19 protein-coding genes are annotated in these 17,872 nt (G+C 36.6%); 8 read left to right on the forward strand and 11 right to left on the reverse strand.

The window, feature by feature from the left end:
• Positions 1-73: 73 nt before the first annotated feature.
• From B3C16_RS11910 to B3C16_RS11925, 4 genes are all read left to right on the forward strand, one after another.
• Positions 74-2,617: an ATP-dependent Clp protease ATP-binding subunit gene (locus B3C16_RS11910; protein WP_121313437.1), complete on the forward strand. Its 2,544-nt coding sequence runs from the start codon at positions 74-76 to the stop codon at positions 2,615-2,617.
• Between the two features lie 94 nt (positions 2,618-2,711).
• Positions 2,712-4,079 (forward strand): 30S ribosomal protein S6--L-glutamate ligase, encoded by a 1,368-nt coding sequence (gene rimK / locus B3C16_RS11915; RefSeq protein WP_121313435.1) that lies wholly within the window; start codon positions 2,712-2,714, stop codon positions 4,077-4,079.
• A gap of 37 nt (positions 4,080-4,116) precedes the next feature.
• Entirely contained in the window at positions 4,117-4,698 is a 582-nt protein-coding gene (locus B3C16_RS11920; protein ID WP_291131952.1) for a TMEM175 family protein, read from the forward strand.
• Positions 4,699-4,700: 2 nt separating this feature from the next.
• Complete coding sequence (locus tag B3C16_RS11925; protein ID WP_291131954.1) at positions 4,701-5,072, forward strand: DUF1304 domain-containing protein; 372 nt, start codon at positions 4,701-4,703, stop codon at positions 5,070-5,072.
• A gap of 86 nt (positions 5,073-5,158) precedes the next feature.
• Here B3C16_RS11925 and B3C16_RS11930 read toward each other — a convergent pair whose 3' ends face one another.
• The 9 genes from B3C16_RS11930 to B3C16_RS11970 all read right to left on the reverse strand — a co-directional run bounded on the left by B3C16_RS11930 (position 5,159) and on the right by B3C16_RS11970 (position 14,039).
• On the reverse strand, positions 5,159-5,389 hold the full coding sequence (locus tag B3C16_RS11930; protein ID WP_121313433.1) for a YdcH family protein: 231 nt from the start codon (positions 5,387-5,389) through the stop codon (positions 5,159-5,161).
• 46 nt (positions 5,390-5,435) lie between these two features.
• Positions 5,436-6,137 carry a sulfite exporter TauE/SafE family protein gene (locus B3C16_RS11935; RefSeq protein WP_291131956.1) on the reverse strand — a complete coding sequence of 234 codons (702 nt, stop codon included), beginning with the start codon at positions 6,135-6,137 and terminating at the stop codon, positions 5,436-5,438.
• Between the two features lie 37 nt (positions 6,138-6,174).
• Positions 6,175-6,621, reverse strand: coding sequence for a FixH family protein (locus B3C16_RS11940; protein WP_121313429.1), 447 nt, complete (start codon positions 6,619-6,621; stop codon positions 6,175-6,177).
• Between the two features lie 11 nt (positions 6,622-6,632).
• On the reverse strand, positions 6,633-8,054 hold the full coding sequence (ccoG, locus tag B3C16_RS11945; protein ID WP_291131958.1) for a cytochrome c oxidase accessory protein CcoG: 1,422 nt from the start codon (positions 8,052-8,054) through the stop codon (positions 6,633-6,635).
• Between the two features lie 30 nt (positions 8,055-8,084).
• The gene (locus B3C16_RS11950; protein WP_121313426.1) at positions 8,085-9,023 is read right to left on the reverse strand and encodes a cbb3-type cytochrome c oxidase N-terminal domain-containing protein; all 939 of its coding nucleotides are present in this window, start codon (positions 9,021-9,023) and stop codon (positions 8,085-8,087) included.
• Between the two features lie 25 nt (positions 9,024-9,048).
• Positions 9,049-9,216 (reverse strand): CcoQ/FixQ family Cbb3-type cytochrome c oxidase assembly chaperone, encoded by a 168-nt coding sequence (locus tag B3C16_RS11955; RefSeq protein ID WP_121313425.1) that lies wholly within the window; start codon positions 9,214-9,216, stop codon positions 9,049-9,051.
• 5 nt (positions 9,217-9,221) lie between these two features.
• Positions 9,222-11,393, reverse strand: a complete 2,172-nt coding sequence (ccoN, locus tag B3C16_RS11960; protein ID WP_121313423.1) for a cytochrome-c oxidase, cbb3-type subunit I — start codon at positions 11,391-11,393, stop codon at positions 9,222-9,224.
• Between the two features lie 2 nt (positions 11,394-11,395).
• Positions 11,396-11,590 carry a cbb3-type cytochrome oxidase assembly protein CcoS gene (ccoS, locus tag B3C16_RS11965; protein ID WP_121313422.1) on the reverse strand — a complete coding sequence of 65 codons (195 nt, stop codon included), beginning with the start codon at positions 11,588-11,590 and terminating at the stop codon, positions 11,396-11,398.
• Positions 11,591-11,663: 73 nt separating this feature from the next.
• Positions 11,664-14,039, reverse strand: a complete 2,376-nt coding sequence (locus B3C16_RS11970) for a heavy metal translocating P-type ATPase (RefSeq protein WP_291131963.1) — start codon at positions 14,037-14,039, stop codon at positions 11,664-11,666.
• A gap of 105 nt (positions 14,040-14,144) precedes the next feature.
• Between B3C16_RS11970 and B3C16_RS11975 the strand changes: the two genes are divergently transcribed.
• Positions 14,145-14,825 carry a Crp/Fnr family transcriptional regulator gene (locus tag B3C16_RS11975; RefSeq protein ID WP_121313418.1) on the forward strand — a complete coding sequence of 227 codons (681 nt, stop codon included), beginning with the start codon at positions 14,145-14,147 and terminating at the stop codon, positions 14,823-14,825.
• A gap of 22 nt (positions 14,826-14,847) precedes the next feature.
• Here B3C16_RS11975 and B3C16_RS11980 read toward each other — a convergent pair whose 3' ends face one another.
• On the reverse strand, positions 14,848-15,261 hold the full coding sequence (locus B3C16_RS11980) for a DUF6691 family protein (protein ID WP_121313416.1): 414 nt from the start codon (positions 15,259-15,261) through the stop codon (positions 14,848-14,850).
• Between the two features lie 3 nt (positions 15,262-15,264).
• The gene (locus B3C16_RS11985) at positions 15,265-15,822 is read right to left on the reverse strand and encodes a YeeE/YedE family protein (RefSeq protein ID WP_291131966.1); all 558 of its coding nucleotides are present in this window, start codon (positions 15,820-15,822) and stop codon (positions 15,265-15,267) included.
• Between the two features lie 95 nt (positions 15,823-15,917).
• Here B3C16_RS11985 and B3C16_RS11990 point away from each other — a divergent pair, with 95 nt between their 5' ends.
• The 3 genes from B3C16_RS11990 (at position 15,918) to kdsA (ending at position 17,869) form a co-directional block, all read left to right on the forward strand.
• Positions 15,918-16,409, forward strand: coding sequence for a DUF4199 domain-containing protein (locus tag B3C16_RS11990; protein WP_121313412.1), 492 nt, complete (start codon positions 15,918-15,920; stop codon positions 16,407-16,409).
• A gap of 41 nt (positions 16,410-16,450) precedes the next feature.
• Positions 16,451-16,984, forward strand: a complete 534-nt coding sequence (locus B3C16_RS11995; protein ID WP_370453642.1) for a 2-dehydro-3-deoxyphosphooctonate aldolase — start codon at positions 16,451-16,453, stop codon at positions 16,982-16,984.
• Positions 16,985-17,050: 66 nt separating this feature from the next.
• Entirely contained in the window at positions 17,051-17,869 is an 819-nt protein-coding gene (gene kdsA / locus B3C16_RS12000) for a 3-deoxy-8-phosphooctulonate synthase (RefSeq protein WP_121313410.1), read from the forward strand.
• Positions 17,870-17,872: the final 3 nt, after the last annotated feature.

Below are 17,872 nucleotides of genomic sequence, written 5' to 3' on the forward strand. Positions count from 1 at the left end.
CATTTAGGCGGAATGATTTTTGTTAGAACCATTCATAATAACTAAATTTACATTACCAACAACCCTAATTTATATGGATGATAATTTTTCACCAAGAGTCAAAGATGTTATAACCTACAGCAAGGAAGAAGCATTACGTTTGGGCCATGATTTTATTGGCACTGAACATTTGATGCTGGGTATCCTCAGAGATGGAAATGGTAAAGCAATTGCCATTTTAAATAACCTGTCTATAGATTTAGAGCATTTGCGAAAGAAGGTCGAAATCTTAAGCCCGGCAAATCCAAACGTTGAAATAAGCAACGAAAAAAAGAATTTACACTTGACACGTCAGGCCGAACGTGCCTTAAAAACAACATTCTTAGAGGCAAAGGTATTCCAAGCGACTTCCATAAGTACTGCACATTTGCTTTTGTGTATTCTAAGAAACGAAAATGATCCTACAACCAAACTATTGCATCGTCTGAAAATAGATTATAACGTAGTTAAAGAACAGTATTTGAATATGACACCAAACGAAGAAGATTTTACAGATAACCTGCCTAGAAATGAGTCATTCAATGATGATTCTGGTCAAGATGACAGTTTAAAAGAAGGTAGTTTCAATAATCCGGCTAATAAGACTAATAAAAAATCGAAAACTCCGGTATTGGATAATTTTGGTCGTGACTTAACCGAATTGGCTGAAGAAGGCAAACTCGACCCGGTAGTTGGTCGTGAAAAAGAAATTGAGCGTGTGTCTCAAATTTTAAGCCGAAGAAAGAAAAACAATCCGTTACTCATTGGTGAACCGGGTGTTGGTAAATCTGCCATCGCCGAAGGTTTGGCTTTGCGTATTATTCAAAAGAAAGTATCGCGTATTCTTTTCAACAAAAGAGTCGTAACGCTTGATTTGGCTTCGCTTGTTGCCGGTACAAAATACCGCGGACAATTTGAAGAAAGAATGAAAGCCGTGATGAACGAATTGGAGAAAAACGACGATATCATTTTATTCATTGACGAAATCCATACCATTGTTGGAGCCGGTGGTGCCACAGGTTCGCTAGATGCATCGAATATGTTCAAACCGGCGTTAGCGCGTGGCGAAATACAATGTATCGGTGCTACAACACTTGATGAATACAGACAGTATATTGAAAAAGATGGTGCGTTAGAAAGACGTTTCCAAAAAGTAATTGTAGAGCCTACTTCGGTGGAAGAAACGATTACCATTTTGAACAACATCAAAAACAAATACGAAGACCATCATAACGTGATTTACACCGATGAAGCCATCGAAGCGTGTGTTAAATTGACCAACAGATACATGTCTGAGCGCTTCCTTCCGGACAAAGCGATAGATGCTTTAGACGAAGCCGGTTCGAGAGTTCACATTACTAATATTGATGTTCCGAAACAAATTTTGGATTTGGAACGCCAGTTGGAAGAAGTGCGCGATTTGAAAAATTCTGTCGTTAAAAAACAGAAATACGAAGAAGCAGCAAAATTACGCGATGACGAAAAACGCTTAGAAAAAGACTTAGCCATTGCGCAAGAACAATGGGAAGAAGATTCAAAAAATAACAGAATTCGGGTAACCGAAGACAATGTAGCCGATGTAGTATCGATGATGACCGGAATTCCGGTGAATCGTATTGCCCAAACGGAAAGCAACAAATTGGCTCATTTACCTGAATTGATTCAAGGAAAAGTGATTGGTCAAAACGATGCGGTTTTGAAAATATCCCGTTCTATTCAACGCAATCGCGCCGGATTAAAAGATCCGAATCGCCCGATTGGTTCGTTTATTTTCTTAGGTCAAACCGGTGTTGGTAAAACCCAATTGGCGAAAGTGTTGGCCAAAGAATTATTTGACTCAGAAGATGCTTTGATTAGAATCGACATGAGTGAATACATGGAAAAGTTCGCGATTTCAAGATTAATCGGTGCGCCTCCAGGATACGTTGGTTATGAAGAAGGCGGACAATTGACGGAGAAAGTTAGAAGAAAACCATACTGCGTAGTGCTTTTAGACGAAATCGAAAAAGCGCATCCTGATGTGTTTAATATGATGTTACAAGTGTTAGATGATGGTTATTTGACGGATAGTTTAGGCCGAAAAATCGATTTTAAAAATACGATTATCATCATGACTTCGAATGTTGGAGCACGCCAATTGAAAGACTTCGGACAAGGCGTTGGTTTTGGTACGGCTGCGAAGGTAGCACAAGCCGATGATCATTCGAAAAGTGTCGTAGAAAACGCTTTGAAAAAAACTTTTGCGCCTGAGTTTTTAAACAGAATTGACGACGTAATCGTATTCAACCCGTTAGAAAAACACGACATCGATTTGATTATCGAAATCGAATTGAAAAAATTGTTTGCTCGTGTAGAAGAATTAGGTTATAAATTGAACCTTTCTGATACTGCCAAGGCATTTATCGCTGAAAAAGGTTTCGACAAACAATTTGGAGCTCGTCCATTAAAAAGAGCGATTCAAAAATATGTAGAAGATGCTTTAGCCGAAGAAATTATCACTTCTAAAATAGCGTCAGGCGATGAAATTTTTATGGATTTAGACGAAGCTTCTCAAGAGTTGACCGTTACGATTCAAAAAGCTGAAAAGCCAACAAAATAAGATAATTTTAATCTTTAAAAGCCACAAATTATTCAAATTCACGCCATTTAATCAGTGAGAATTTGAGTAATTTGTGGCTTAAATTTTTTATCAAATGCCAATAAACAAAATCATATTAGGTTCCGAAGAATGGTGTTCTTTTCCCGAACTCGGAATTCCTGCTATCAAAGCCCGTGTTGATTCGGGTGCGAAAACTTCGGCACTACACGCCATCAACATTGCTCCATTCCTGAAAGATGGTGAAAACTGGGTAAAATTTGACATCAACCCTATTCAGAATAACCTCAAAACCGTGATTCATTGTGAAGCCAAATTAGTCGACAAAAGAATTGTCAAAAGCTCGAGTGGCTTTCGCGAACAACGGTATGTAATCAAAACCAATTTATCTATCGGAACCGATATTTGGGAAATCGAAATGACTTTAACCAACCGAGATTCCATGGGTTTCCGAATGTTGTTAGGTCGGGAAGCGATGAGCGGCAGAATATTAGTCGACCCGGAACAAAAATATTTATTGGGACATACCTCAATCGAAAATTTAAAGGATTTATACCAAGATGCTATCGCCATTAAATCAGGTTTGCGTATAGGCGTTTTAGCCAGTAATCCCGAATTGTACAGCAACAAACGTATCATGGAAGCCGGCGAAATGCGTGGTCACGAAATGCGCTTTTTGAACATCAAGGAATGTTATATGAAACTCGATGCTGATAAACCCGAAATACATTATCGCGGCGGAAAAATATTAGACAATTTCGATGCGATAATTCCGAGAATTCGCCCGAGCATTACCTTTTACGGTTGTGCTTTGACACGCCAATTTGAAGCGATGAAAGTCTTTTGTTTAAATTCCGCGGCAGCGATAACCCAATCACGAGACAAACTTTTTTCGCTTCAATTGTTATTACACCACGGCGTAGATATTCCCACAACCGGATTTGCAAATTCACCATTGGATACAGACGATTTGATTAAAATGGTTGGCGGTTCGCCATTAATCGTAAAATTATTGGAAGGCACTCAAGGAAAAGGCGTTGTTTTAGCCGAAACCAAAAAAGCAGCCGAATCGGTAATCAATGCGTTCAAAAGTTTAAATGCCAATATTTTGGTACAAGAATTTATTAAAGAAGCCAACGGAAAAGATTTGCGCTTATTTGTTGTAGATGGCAAAGTCGTAGCCGCAATCCAACGTGAAGCCGCCCCGGGAGAATTTAGAGCCAACATCCATATGGGCGGCACTGCTTCGGTGATTAAACCAACAGTTGAAGAAAAGAAAATAGCCATCAAGGCTGCTAAAGCCATGGATTTGAAAGTGGCCGGTGTTGACATTATTCGTTCGTCCAAAGGTCCGTTATTGTTAGAAGTAAACTCTTCACCCGGATTAGAAGGTATAGAAGGCGCTACTAATAAAGACATTGCCGGAGAAATGATAAAGGCGATTGAGAAGAACTTTAAGAAGTAGGCAGAAATCAGAACACAGACAAAAGAAAGCAGAAATTATGAATAAAAACAGACTCGAAGCCTTTAGCGATGGTGTTTTAGCGATTATCATCACCATTATGGTATTGGAATTTAAAGTTCCGAACAGTGTCAGTTACGAAGCTATAGTTCCGTTACTACATAAATTTTTGAGTTATGTTTTGAGTTTTATATATGTTGGAATTTATTGGAATAACCACCATCACATGATGCATACCGTTAAAAAAGTTAATGGAAAAATTCTTTGGGCCAATTTGCATTTGTTATTCTGGTTGTCATTGATTCCGTTTGCGACAGCTTGGATTGGTGAGCATAAATTTGCTCCTTTCCCGATGATGTTTTACGGATTTATTCTTCTTATGAATGGTTTGGCCTACTTCATTTTACAAAATTTAATCCTAAGTCACCACGGTAAAGACTCTTTATTGTCAAAAGCATTGGGCAAAGATTACAAAGGAAAATCTTCTCCGATTTTGTATTTAATTGCTATGCTTTGCGCTTATAAATTCCCTTCTATCGCCGGTGGAATCTACATTTTTGTAGCATTGATGTGGTTAATACCTGATAAAAGAATTGAACGGATTTTTAACGAAAATGACTAACCATGAATTTACCATCACAGATTATCATTGGATTTATAGCGGCATTACACCTTTACATTCTATGGCTGGAAATGTTTGCTTGGACGACTCGCGGACGCAAAGTTTTTAAAACCATTCCCGCAGACCAATTTGAAAAAACTAAAGTCATGGCTGCCAATCAAGGTTTATACAACGGCTTTCTCGCCGCCGGTTTGATTTGGTCACTAATAATTACTAATGCTGATTGGAGTAAAAATATAGCATTATTTTTCTTAAGTTGTGTACTTGTAGCCGGAATTTACGGAGCATTAACCGCTTCTAAAAGAATTTTTTACGTACAAGCGGTTCCTGCGATATTAGGATTAGCGAGTTTATTTTTATGGGGAAGTTTTTGAGTTTAAAGTTGGTGTTAGGAAAAGAAAAATCAACATAAAAAAACCACGTCTTTCAACGTGGCTAACAACTCAATTAACTTATCAATCTATTTATTCAAATGGGCGTAAAGTTCGTCTTTGAGGAATAACAATTTGGCCTTTAATTCATGCACAAAATTGTCGTTGGCTATTTCCGAACCCATATTGATTCGGTGAATTTGGTGTTCAATTTCGTGATACTCATCAAATAAAGTTCTGAAGTGTGCATCTGAAATTTTCAGTTCGTGAATTCTATCTTTAAATTCAGGAAATTCATGTAATAAATCGTGTTTTTCCATGGGTTGGGAGTTTAATTGTTAATTATTGTTTAAAGTGGTTTGTTTACTAATGACAATTGGCATTTGCTTGGACAAATAAATTTAAATTGCTGGGTGAAACATAAGCGATATCTAAACCCATGCCTCGCAATACAAATAAAAGGCCTATAATAACGGTTATTAAAGGTACTATTTTTTGCAATTTGTTTCTAAATGGTAACGACAAAATTGTGCTTACATAAACCACTGCGCTCATTAACGGAATAGTTCCTACCCCATAAAGTACCATATAAGTTACTCCTAAAGTCACATTTTGCATCGCTATAGCGCCAAACAAAGCTGCATAAACCAATCCGCAAGGCAATAAGCCGTTGAAAATACCAATAGTAAAAAAAGCATCAGGTGTTTTGCGTTTGAATTGACTTCCTAAACTACTTTTTACTTTAGATATGACTTTATAAATTGGTTTAGAAAAATTGTATTGGGCAAATATTTTTTCCGGAATTATCGCAATTAAAATCATCAGAACACCTAAGACAATTGAAAATCGTTGTTGCATTCCCGCGAGATACAATCCTTTTCCCAATAATCCGAAAAGCAATCCTAAAGTCGCGTAAGATGTCAATCTTCCGGTGTGATAAAGTAGAATTTGGAATGCTTTTTTTGTTGAATCATTTCTGTCTACCGGCAACATCATAGCAATCGGTCCGCACATGCCAATACAGTGCAAACTGGAAATTAAGCCGAAGATAAGTGCGGTGTAAAGCATTTTTTAGATTATTAGACTTCTTAGATGGTTAGACCTGTTAGAAATAGATTTCTTCCTTATTCAAATAACTTTTCCCTTCGTATTCCCACGCGACAGTAATACCCCAAAGACCGTCAACCAGATTGTTTTTAGGTATGAGCAAATCAAAACCGGACAGAGAAATAGGGATTTCAAAATCCAGTTTTTGGTTAGACGGTCTATATAGGGATACTTTTCCTTTAATTTTTGAATAGTCTAAATTCTTGGGGAAATTGACTGTTACTCCTGCAGCGTTTTTATCAATAGCTACTTTCTCTGTTAGATTGTTGGCATTTTGAATGCTTTCAATATTACCCTGAACCAGTTTCTCTTTTTTATAATATTGCTCAGTAACCATTTCGTTATCATACTGACTGTCTGATTGTACTTTGACCACAAAGTATAAAATGAAGCCCATGAATAGTGCAATAGCTATGACAATTCCTTTTCCCCAATTGATTTTCATGACTCTATTTTTTAGTTGAAATTTCTCGGACCCACAAAATTGGTCGTCGCCGTTTCGATTAATTTATTGTTATTGTAAACCTCAATTTTCAATTCAACTTTTTCGCCTTGTAAATTGCTTTCCAGGATTTTGACGAAGAAAGTTCCTTTGGTCATCCCTTGTTTTGGCACTTTAGCAAATGGACTACCTACGAGTTTGATTTCGCCTTTGGGCTCTACTAACTTGAAAGTGACATGCTCAAATTCCTTTTCGGTTTTATTGATAATATCGTAATTATAAATGTTGCTAATCTTGTCGCCATCATGTTGGAACATTTGTCCCGGCGCATGTAAAATAGTGGCCTCGACATCATTTCGCAAAAATAACATTCCGATAAAAACACCAATTAAGATAGTCAAAACGGCTATGTAACCTTTCATCCTAGTCGTTAATTTGAACGGTTCTTTCTTTACGATTTCATCTTCACTTGCATAACGAATCAACCCTTTCGGCAAACCAACTTTTTCCATAATGGAATCGCATTCATCAATACAAGCGGTGCAATTGATACATTCTAATTGTACGCCGTTTCTAATGTCAATTCCGGTTGGACAAACATGCACGCAGACTTTGCAATCAATGCAATCACCTTTGCCTAAAGCTTTTCGGTCTTCATTTTTATTGAATTTGGCCCGACCGATTTCTCCTTCGCCACGAACATGGTCATAAGCGACATTGATGGTTTTATTATCCAATAAAACACCTTGCATTCTACCATAAGGGCAAGCAATTATACAAACTTGCTCTCTGAACCAAGCGTAAATGAAGTAGAAAACCCCTGTAAAAATCAATAAAGCAATGAGCGTACCGGTATTTTGCGCCGGTCCTTCTTTGATGAATTCAATTAGTTCATCACTTCCGATTAAGTAGGCCAAAAACACATTGGCAATGACAAACGAAATGATGAAAAATACTATCCATTTGGTTACACGCTTTCTGATTTTTTCAGCATCCCAAGACTGTTTTGACAAACGCATTTGCTGTGCTCTATCACCATCAATCCAGAACTCAATTCTGCGAAAAACCATTTCCATAAAAATAGTTTGCGGACAAAACCAACCGCAAAAAATACGTCCGAACGCTACGGTAAATAAGGCCAATCCCACTACTCCAATAATCATGGAGATTACGAAAAGGTGAAAATCTTGTGGCCAAAATGGGAAACTGAAAATATTAAACCTTCTGTCGATTACATTAAAGAGTAAAAACTGATTGCCATTGATTTTGATAAACGGTGCTGATAGCAAAAAGGCTAACAATAAATAGCTGACTATTTTTCGTTTATTATAAAACGGCCCCGAAGGTTTTTTGGGATGGACATATACTCGCTTCCCTTTCTCATCAATAGTGGAGATACTGTCTCTAAAACTTTCATCCGGTATATTATTTTCCATTTTGTTTTTGAATTAAAGATTTAATTCGAATTATTTTGCCACTACAGTAGTACTGTCGGTTGTTACTGCTGCTTCCGCTTTTGGCGCTGCTTCTTCTACCCATTTTTCTCCTTCGGCTGCTTTACCTCCAGCAGGTTTTGTACCTTGTAAACTAAGTACATAACTCGCTACTTTTTGGACTTCTTTAGTACCAAGAGTTTTTGCCCAGCCTACCATAGTTGGGTTGTTTTTACTTCCTTCGGATATTAATTTGAAAACGTTTTTAATTCCGCCTCCATTTATCCAATGGTCATCAGTTAAATTTGGCCCAACAACACCACCACCGTCAGCTTTGTGACATGCGGCACAAGCATTAGTATAGATTTCTTTTCCTTTAGCCAAACTCTCAGCATCGGTTAGTAAAGTTACTTTGTCAAAAGTAATCTCCTCTTTAGGCGAATTGAGCTTATTTTTTTCAATTTCAATATTGGCTGCAGCTACTTCCTGATCGTATTCCTGAGCTTGAGTGTAGTCATCCATTACATGGAATCTCACCAAATAAATCACTCCGAAAATAATGGTTGCATAGAACAAGTTCACCCACCAAGGCGGCAACACATTGTCCAATTCTTTGATACCGTCATAATCATGATCGAGCATTACATCAGCTTCTTGTTCGATAGATTTAGAACGGGTCATGCTTTTCATGATGTTTTGCACCCATTTGCTTTCGGTAAAAGAAACCGATTGAGCTTCTTCCAATTGCTTGCGTTGTTCGTCAGTCAGCATGTGATAAGTTACATTATCAACTGCACTAACTACAATCTCGATGGCAACCAACAAGAACAAGAAGACTACTAGAAATAGAGAAACCATTGGGAACTTAATGAAAGCCGGACGGTCTCCTGAGTCTATGAAATATTCCAAAGCACCAAAAACAAAGGCGAAAATCAGTGGAACTCTTACGTATGATGGAAATAATTTTTTCATTTTTATACTTTTAAAGTTGGAATAATTAGTCTTCCAACGGAAGGTTACTTACTTTTTTGATAGTTTCCTTGCTGTAGGTCATTGCCCAAACGGTGAACAAGACAAAAGCGGTAAAGAAAATCGTCAGAGAAATAATTGGGTAGATTTCTACACCCGCAATCGTTTCTAAATTGTGTTTTACATATTTCAACATGACGCTTATTTTTTAGATTTTACTTGTGTGTCTGTTCCTAATCTTTGCAGATAAGCAATCAAGGCTACAATTTCTCTGTCTTTCAACGGAACCGTTGCATTTCCAAAAGATTTTTTGATATCCGGATTTGCTAATAATTTGGCTTCTATTTTAGACGCTTGTTCATCAGAAATTTTAAGAGCATTTGCCACTTCTTCTTCAGAATAAGGAACTCCTAAAGTTACCATCGCTTCCAATTTAGCTTGTAATGTTGAATTGTCTAATTTGTCTTTAATCAACCATTGGTACCTTGGCATAATTGATCCCGGAGAGATACTTTGCGGGTCATACATATGATTGAAATGCCAAACATCATCTCTACCTCCATTGAATGGTTTTCCTGGAACACCTTCTCTTGCTAAATCCGGACCGGTACGTTTAGAACCCCAAAGGAATGGATGGTCATAAACATTTTCACCTGATTTAGAATATTCACCATAACGTTCAACTTCTGAACGGAAAGGACGAATCATTTGAGAGTGACAGCTTACACAACCTTCTCTGATATACAAATCCCTACCTTGTAATTCAAGCGGCGTATATGGTTTTACAGCGGCAATCGTTGGAATATTTGATTTTACTAAAATAGTAGGCAGAATTTGAATCAAACCACCAATTAAAATAGCTATGGTAGTGTAAATCATAAATCTTACCGGTTTTCTTTCTAACCAAGCATGCCATTTTTCACCTTTCAAACGGTTTGGACTAATGACAGCTAGTGCCGGAGCTTCTGCTGGTTCGTCTTGAATTGCTGAACCTTGTTTTACTGTTTTCACAATGTTGAAAACCAAAACAATTACACCTATTAAATACAAAGTACCACCGATAGCACGCATCCAGTACATTGGCATAATTTGAGTCACCGTTTCCAAGAAGTTACCATATTGTAAAGTGCCGTCCGGTTTGAATTGTTTCCACATTGAAGCCTGAGTAAATCCGGCTACATACATTGGCAATGCATAAAGAATAATCCCTAGAGTACCAATCCAAAAGTGGAAGTTGGCTAATTTTTCAGAATATAATTTCGATTTAGTCATTCTTGGAATCAACCAATAAATCATACCGAAAGATAAAAATCCGTTCCAAGCTAAAGCTCCAACGTGTACGTGGGCAATAATCCAATCGGTAAAGTGGGCAATAGCGTTTACGTTTTTCAAGGAAAGCATTGGGCCTTCAAAAGTTGCCATACCGTAACCGGTAATCGCTACTACGAAGAATTTCAATACTGCATCAGTTCTTACTTTATCCCAAACCCCACGAAGGGTTAATAATCCATTAATCATACCACCCCAAGACGGTGCAATCAACATTACTGAGAATACGACACCCAAGTTTTGTGCCCAATCAGGTAAAGAAGAGTACAATAAATGGTGTGGTCCTGCCCAAATATAGATGAAGATTAGTGACCAAAAGTGAATGATAGAAAGTCGGTATGAATAAACAGGTCTATTAGCCGCTTTTGGCACAAAATAGTACATCATTCCCAAGAATGGCGTAGTTAAGAAAAAGGCAACAGCGTTGTGTCCGTACCACCATTGTACCAAGGCATCTTGCACTCCGGCATAAACAGAGTAAGATTTCATGGCAGAAACAGGTAATTCAAAACTGTTAAATATGTGAAGGACGGCAACAGTTACGAAAGTCGCAATGTAGAACCAAATGGCCACATAAATATGACGTTCTCTTCTTTTGATAATTGTACCAATCATATTGATACCAAATACAACCCAAATCAAAGCAATAGCGATATCAATCGGCCATTCTAATTCGGCGTATTCTTTTGAAGTTGTATAGCCCAACGGTAACGTAATCGCCGCGGCTACTATAATTAATTGCCACCCCCAAAAGTGAAGTTTGCTTAACAAATCGCTAAACATTCTGGCTTTTAACAAACGTTGCATTGAGTAGTACACTCCGGCAAACATGGCATTACCCACAAATGCGAAAATCACTGCATTAGTGTGTAAAGGTCTAAGACGCCCAAAACTTAAAAAGGAAACTCCGCTGGTTAGGTTGGGAAATAAAAACATAAATGCTAATAATAGCCCAACTAGCATACCTACAATACCGAAAACGATACTGGCGTAAATGAAGTTCCTTACAATTTTGTTGTCATACTGAAATTGTTGCATTTCCATAATTATAATTGTTTTTCTTCGGTTATATTAATTTGATTTTTGTTAGTTTCTTTTACTAGCTCGTCGTCAAAAAGCATTCTGACGGATGGTGTATAGTCGTCATCATATTGACCGCCTCTTACAGCTTTGATAAAAGCGTAGAGAAAGAATACAGCGACTACAATACTTATCGAGATTAACATATAAATGACACTCATACCTCTAATTTGTGTTAGACAAAATTACTTCTGCGATTATTCTTAAAATATGACATTTGTCATACTTCGGGTTTTATTTTCTGTTGGCAAAAACATTACTCATAATGGTTACAAAACTTACTATGGTTATCGTACTCAAGGGCATTATGATGGCAGCGACAATTGGCAATAAATTACCGGTTACGGCATAGCTTAAGCCGACTACATTATAAAGCAATGACAATCCAAAACTCAAGTAAATGGTTATCATAGCGTTTTTAGAATATTTCAAAAAGAAATCAATCTTTTCAAACTGACTTGCATCTAAAATTCCGTCACAAGCCGGTGAAAACACATTCACATTTTCAGAAATAGAAATCCCAACATTACTTTGTGCCAAGGCACCGGCGTCATTGAGACCATCGCCTATCATTAATACATTTTTACCTTCTTTTTGAAGGTTATCGATGTAAGCTAATTTCTGTTCGGGTTTTTGGTTAAAGGCCAAAGTAGTTTTTTTGGGAAGCATTTTTTCTAAAATGCTGCGTTCGCCGTCGTTGTCTCCTGATAATACAATTAAATTGTACTTTTTGTCCAAATTCTCAAACAATTGTTCTAATCCTTTTCTGTATTGATTGTTAAAAACATAACTACCTTTATATAAGCCGTTGATTTCAACATGGACTTTGGTTTTCTTATGGGTGTTTTCACTCATGTGCTGCAAAAACTGTGAGGAACCTAATTTGATCGTATCCTGTCCGATTTCGGCGAAAATTCCTTTCCCAATGACCTCTTCAAAAGAAGTTGTTTCCATTTTATCTTGTGGTGGAATGAAATCATATAATCTTCTGCTCAACGGATGATTGGAACCTCTTAGTACATTCTTTAATAATTTCATTTCGAAATCATTTAAAGCGGTACCTTCATAGGTTATCGATGTCTTTTCATTGGTGGTAATGGTTCCGGTTTTGTCGAAAACAATGGTATCTACTTTTGCCAATTGCTCTATGACAATGGCATTTTTAAGGTATAATTTTCGGTTACCCATAATCCTTAATACATTGCCTAAAGTAAATGGTGCCGTTAAAGCCAAAGCACATGGACAAGCCACAATTAGTATGGCGGTAAATACATTAAAAGCAGTGGAAACATCAATAAAAATCCAATAAATAAAAGACACTACAGACAATAACAACAAGGCTGGCGTAAAATAACGACTGATTTTATCGGTAATGGATTTGTGTTTTTGGTCGACTTTCTTCTGGAAAACATCGTTGCTCCACAATTGGGTTAAATAACTTTGGGACACCGAAAACAAGACTTCCATTTCGATGACTTTACCCAATTGTTTTCCGCCGGCAAAAATCTTATCGCCTGATTTTTTATCAATAGCAACTGCTTCTCCGGTTACAAAACTGTAATCTATGGAAGCTTTTTCAGAAATCAGAATTCCGTCTACCGGAATTAATTCTTGGTTGCGAATTAATAGCCTATCGCCTTTTTTTATATCGTAAACCTGAACTGCTGTTTCTTTTCCATCGGGTAAAATTTTAGTGATTGCGATTGGAAAATAAGATTTATAATCGCGCTCAAAAGAAAGAAAATCATAGGTTTTTTTCTGAAACAATTTTCCCAACAACATAAAGAAAATCAAACCACACATACTGTCAAAAAAGCCTTGACCATAACCAAATGCGATGTCTACTGTACTTCGAATAAACATCACTACGATTCCTAAAGCGATAGGAATTTCGATGTTTAACATACCTTGTTTCATACTTTTCCACGCCGCCACATAATAGATAGAAGCCGAATACAAAAATGCCGGAAGTGACAAAGCAAAAGTCAGCCAGCGGAAAAATCCCTTGTATTGCTCAATCCAAAATTCATTGACTTCAAAATACTCGGGAAACGATAACAACATGATGTTTCCAAAACAAAAGAATGCCACTCCTAACCTATAAATTAGGGAACGGTCAATTTTCTTTTTGCCTTCGTCAAAATTTTCTAAACTGATGTAGGGTTCGTAGCCAATAGAACAAAGTATCTCAACAATTTGTTTGAGATTGGTCTGTTCAGGATTGTAAGTGATTCTGACTTTCTTATGGGGAAAATTAACTTGAGAAGCACCTATTCCCGGCTGAAGCCTTTGTAGATTTTCCAGAATCCAAATACACGAACTACAGTGAATATGAGGAATGTAAAGTGAAACAATAGCTGTTGTACTTTCTTGGAATTCGAGAAGTTTGTTGACAATTTCTTCATTGGCTAAAAAATCATATTTGCCTTTAATATCTTGTGGTGTAGCGCCCGGCGCCGATTGAAAATCATAATAACAAGACAAGTCATTTTGACTAAAGATTTCGTAAACTGTTTTACAACCGTTACAACAAAAACTTCTGTCGTCAAAAAGAATCTCATCTTTTTTTATAACATCATTACCACAATGGAAACACTGTGATGTATTCATAATTTGCTCATTTTACCTTGGACAAATGTCAAGTAAATACTAAAATTAAAATATGATAATTGTCATACTTTCAATATATTTGTAAAAAACAAACCCAAAATCAATATGAGTAAATGTGAACAATGTATCGTGAGGCAATTTAGTTCTCTAAAGGCATTGACAAAAGATGAGTTGCTCAAAATGGCCGACTGTAAAACTTCTTATACCATTAAGAAAGGAGATCCTATTTTTGAAGAAGGCGAAGTGACTAATGGTATTTATTGTATAAAAGACGGTGTTTGTAAATTGTCCAAATTGAGTTCCAATGGTAAAGATCAAATTGTAAAATTGGTCAAACCCGGAGAATTGTTAGGACAACGTTCCATGATTAGCGAAGAACCGGCAAACTTAAGTGCTGTAGCTTTAGAAGACATGGAAGTTTGTTTTATTCCGAAAAACGAGATTATTCAGTTCTTCAATCAAAACAATCAGTTTTCAATGAATTTAATGAAAACCATTTGTGGTGATTTGAAAGATGCTGATGATCACATGGTTAGTTTGGCCCAAAAGAATGTAAAAGAGCGTTTAGCCGGAACATTAATTTATTTAGATGAAAATTTCGGTAATGATACTGACGGTGCGCTTAGGCTTCAACTATCTCGTGAAGAATTGGCCGGAATTATTGGTACAGCTACGGAAAGTTGTATTAGATTACTTTCTGAACTTAAGAAAAGTGGCTTGATTGATTTGATAGGTAAAAAAATCAAAATTGTCGACAAAAACAAACTCCGTCGTATAGCCGATTAATTTTCTCTTCTAGCAAAATCTATTAATGAGGCAACTTATCTTTTATAAGTCCGTATAAAAATGTCCCAAAAATTGCCCCTAGTAAAATTAAACCCACACTTATAAATCCGGCACCAAGAAGGATAAAAATTGGTCCGGGACAAGCACCAACCATAGCCCAACCTAAACCAAAAAGAGTGCCGCCAATCCAATAACGGATATTGCCTTTTTCTTTGTCCTGGATATAAATTGAGTTGCCATCAATGTCTTTCAATTTTTTTCTTCTGATAATTTGAATACCAATCAAACCTGTTACCACAGCCACTCCAATTATACCATACATATGAAAAGATTGGAAATGGAACATTTCATAAATTCGGTACCACGAAACAGCTTCGGCTTTGGTCAAAACAATTCCGAAAATAAAACCAACGATTATATATTTTAATAATTTCATATCTTAGAAAATTAGAGGTAAAATAAAATGAGCCATAATTAAGCCACCAATAAAAAAGCCCATCACGGCTTTTAAAGATGGTAATTGCAGATTACTCAATCCCGAAATGGCGTGACCCGATGTACAACCTCCGGCATATCGCGAACCAAATCCAATCAAAATCCCACCGATAATTAAAATCGCTATCATTTTAGGGGATTGGAATATTGCATTTCCGAAAAGTGCGTCAGGTAACAATTTACCATTGGGTGCCTCAATTCCCATTGCTGTTAATTGTTCAATAGTTTTTGGATTCAAATCAACATTCGAAGCATCACTCAAAAAATGTACTGCAACAAAACCACCAAGCATTGCTCCGGCAACTACAGCCAAATTCCAGCGTTGTGATTTCCAGTCCCAATCGAAAAAAGCTATTTTTTTTCCAATTCCGGTCATCGAACATAACGAACGTAAATTAGAAGACATACCGAATACTTTTCCAAAATAATTAAGAGTCAGCATTATCATTCCGATAAGGAAACCGGAAACAGCCCAATGCCAAGTATGTGTGATCAATTCCATGCACCTATTTTTTTACAAAAATAGAAATATTAAAGTGTTTCGTGACATAAAATTTATTGAAATAAAGTATTTTTGACTTTAAATTAAATAAGACAATGAAAAACTATTCCATAGAGATAAAATGGACACTTCGCTTTATATTATTGGTATTGGCTTGGGCAATTGGAGAAAAATTTACCGGATTACATGACCAACATATCGATCAATATGCGCTTTATACTAATCTTTTTGCTATTCCTGCTTTGCTGTTTTATTATTTAGCCCTAAAAGAAAAGAAAAAATATGTTTACAACAACAATATCACTTGGTCTCAAGGTTTTGCAAGTGGTGTTGTGTTATCATTTTTTATTGCCTTATTGATGCCCATTGCACAATTTGTGATTTACAAAAGTATCAGTCCCCATTTTTTCGAAACCATCATTGAGTACAAAACCAAAAGTCCTTTATTATCACGTCACGTCACTTTGAAAGATGCTCAAAGTTATTTTAACTTAAAAAGTTATATGATTCAAGGCGTCTTCAGTGGATTGTCAATGGGAATTATTACCGGAGCTCTTGTTTCATTACTCTTGCGAAACAAAAAATAAAATTGCACGGTTATTGTATTACCGAAAAAAAATAATCAACCATGAAATCAAAGATTACTACGTCAGTTCGCCTTTTAGGCTCGGGTCACGAATACCAAAAAAAAAATAATTTATTAATGAGTAAAAAAATAGTTCATTTTACCCTTTTAGCTGTATTCATTTCACTTTGTTCTTCTTGCGTAAGCACACGTTCAACCTTGAAAAACGTGGATAATACTGCGCCTAACCCAACATTAAAAGAAAACGTCTTTGTTTTAACTGAATACAGTAAGGATAAAAAATACGGATATGACCCGGATTATCCTGTAAATGTTTTCTATAAAAGTGCTAAAGACGAAAACCTCAACGCAGAAAGATATCTCAAAGCTTTAACAGGCCCAAATGGAGAAAAAATAACCTTTACTAAAATAGAAAGTTGCTGTCCGTTTCCGACCAAAAGAACTGAAGTGGGTGCCGGTTTTCTGGACATTTACGAATTGCAGTGGGAGGGTCAAAAAAAACCAATAAAACTTTACATAAACATTTATGAAAGAGGTTATTTGCTTGTTCCTATTGGACTTTCAACCCAAAAATAACTTGACAAAATAACTATAAAAATTACCAAATTATTCATAACTTAGCGATTTTTAAATCCAAAATTTATGAATATAAACACCATTCCACAAATCAAAAATACCGATAGTGGAAATTTCTTCGTATTAGCTGGTCCTTGTGCCATCGAAGGAGAAGACATGGCGATGAGAATTGCCGAAAAATTAGTTGCTATAACTGATAAATTAGAAATCCCATACGTTTTTAAAGGGTCATTTAAAAAAGCAAATCGTTCCAGAATTGACAGTTTTTCGGGAATTGGCGATGAAAAAGCTTTAAAAATCCTTAGAAAAGTTTCAGAAACATTTCATATTCCGACAGTTACCGACATTCACACCAATGAAGATGCCGATATGGCGGCGCAATATGTGGATATACTACAAATCCCTGCTTTTTTAGTTCGCCAAACCGATTTGGTTGTAGCTGCAGCCAATACCGGAAAAGTGGTCAACTTGAAAAAGGGACAATTCATGAGTCCGGAAAGCATGAAGCACGCCGTTCAAAAAGTCTTAGATTGCAACAACCAAAACGTAATGGTTACTGATAGAGGAACTATGTTTGGCTATCAAGACATGATTGTTGATTTTCGTGGTATTCCAACGATGCAACAGTATGCTTCAACCGTACTTGATGTTACCCATTCTTTACAACAACCAAATCAAACCACGGGTGTAACCGGCGGAAGACCCGATATGATTGAAACAATTGCCAAAGCAGGAATTGCCGTTGGCGTAGACGGGATTTTTATTGAAACGCATTTTGATCCGGCGAATGCAAAAAGTGACGGAGCGAATATGCTACATTTAGACTATTTTGAAGGTTTAATGACCAGATTGGTAGCCATCAGAAAAACAATTAATTCTTTTTAATTT

Origin of the sequence: Flavobacterium sp. UBA7682, from assembly GCF_002482945.1 — a bacterium.
GTDB lineage: Bacteria > Bacteroidota > Bacteroidia > Flavobacteriales > Flavobacteriaceae > Flavobacterium.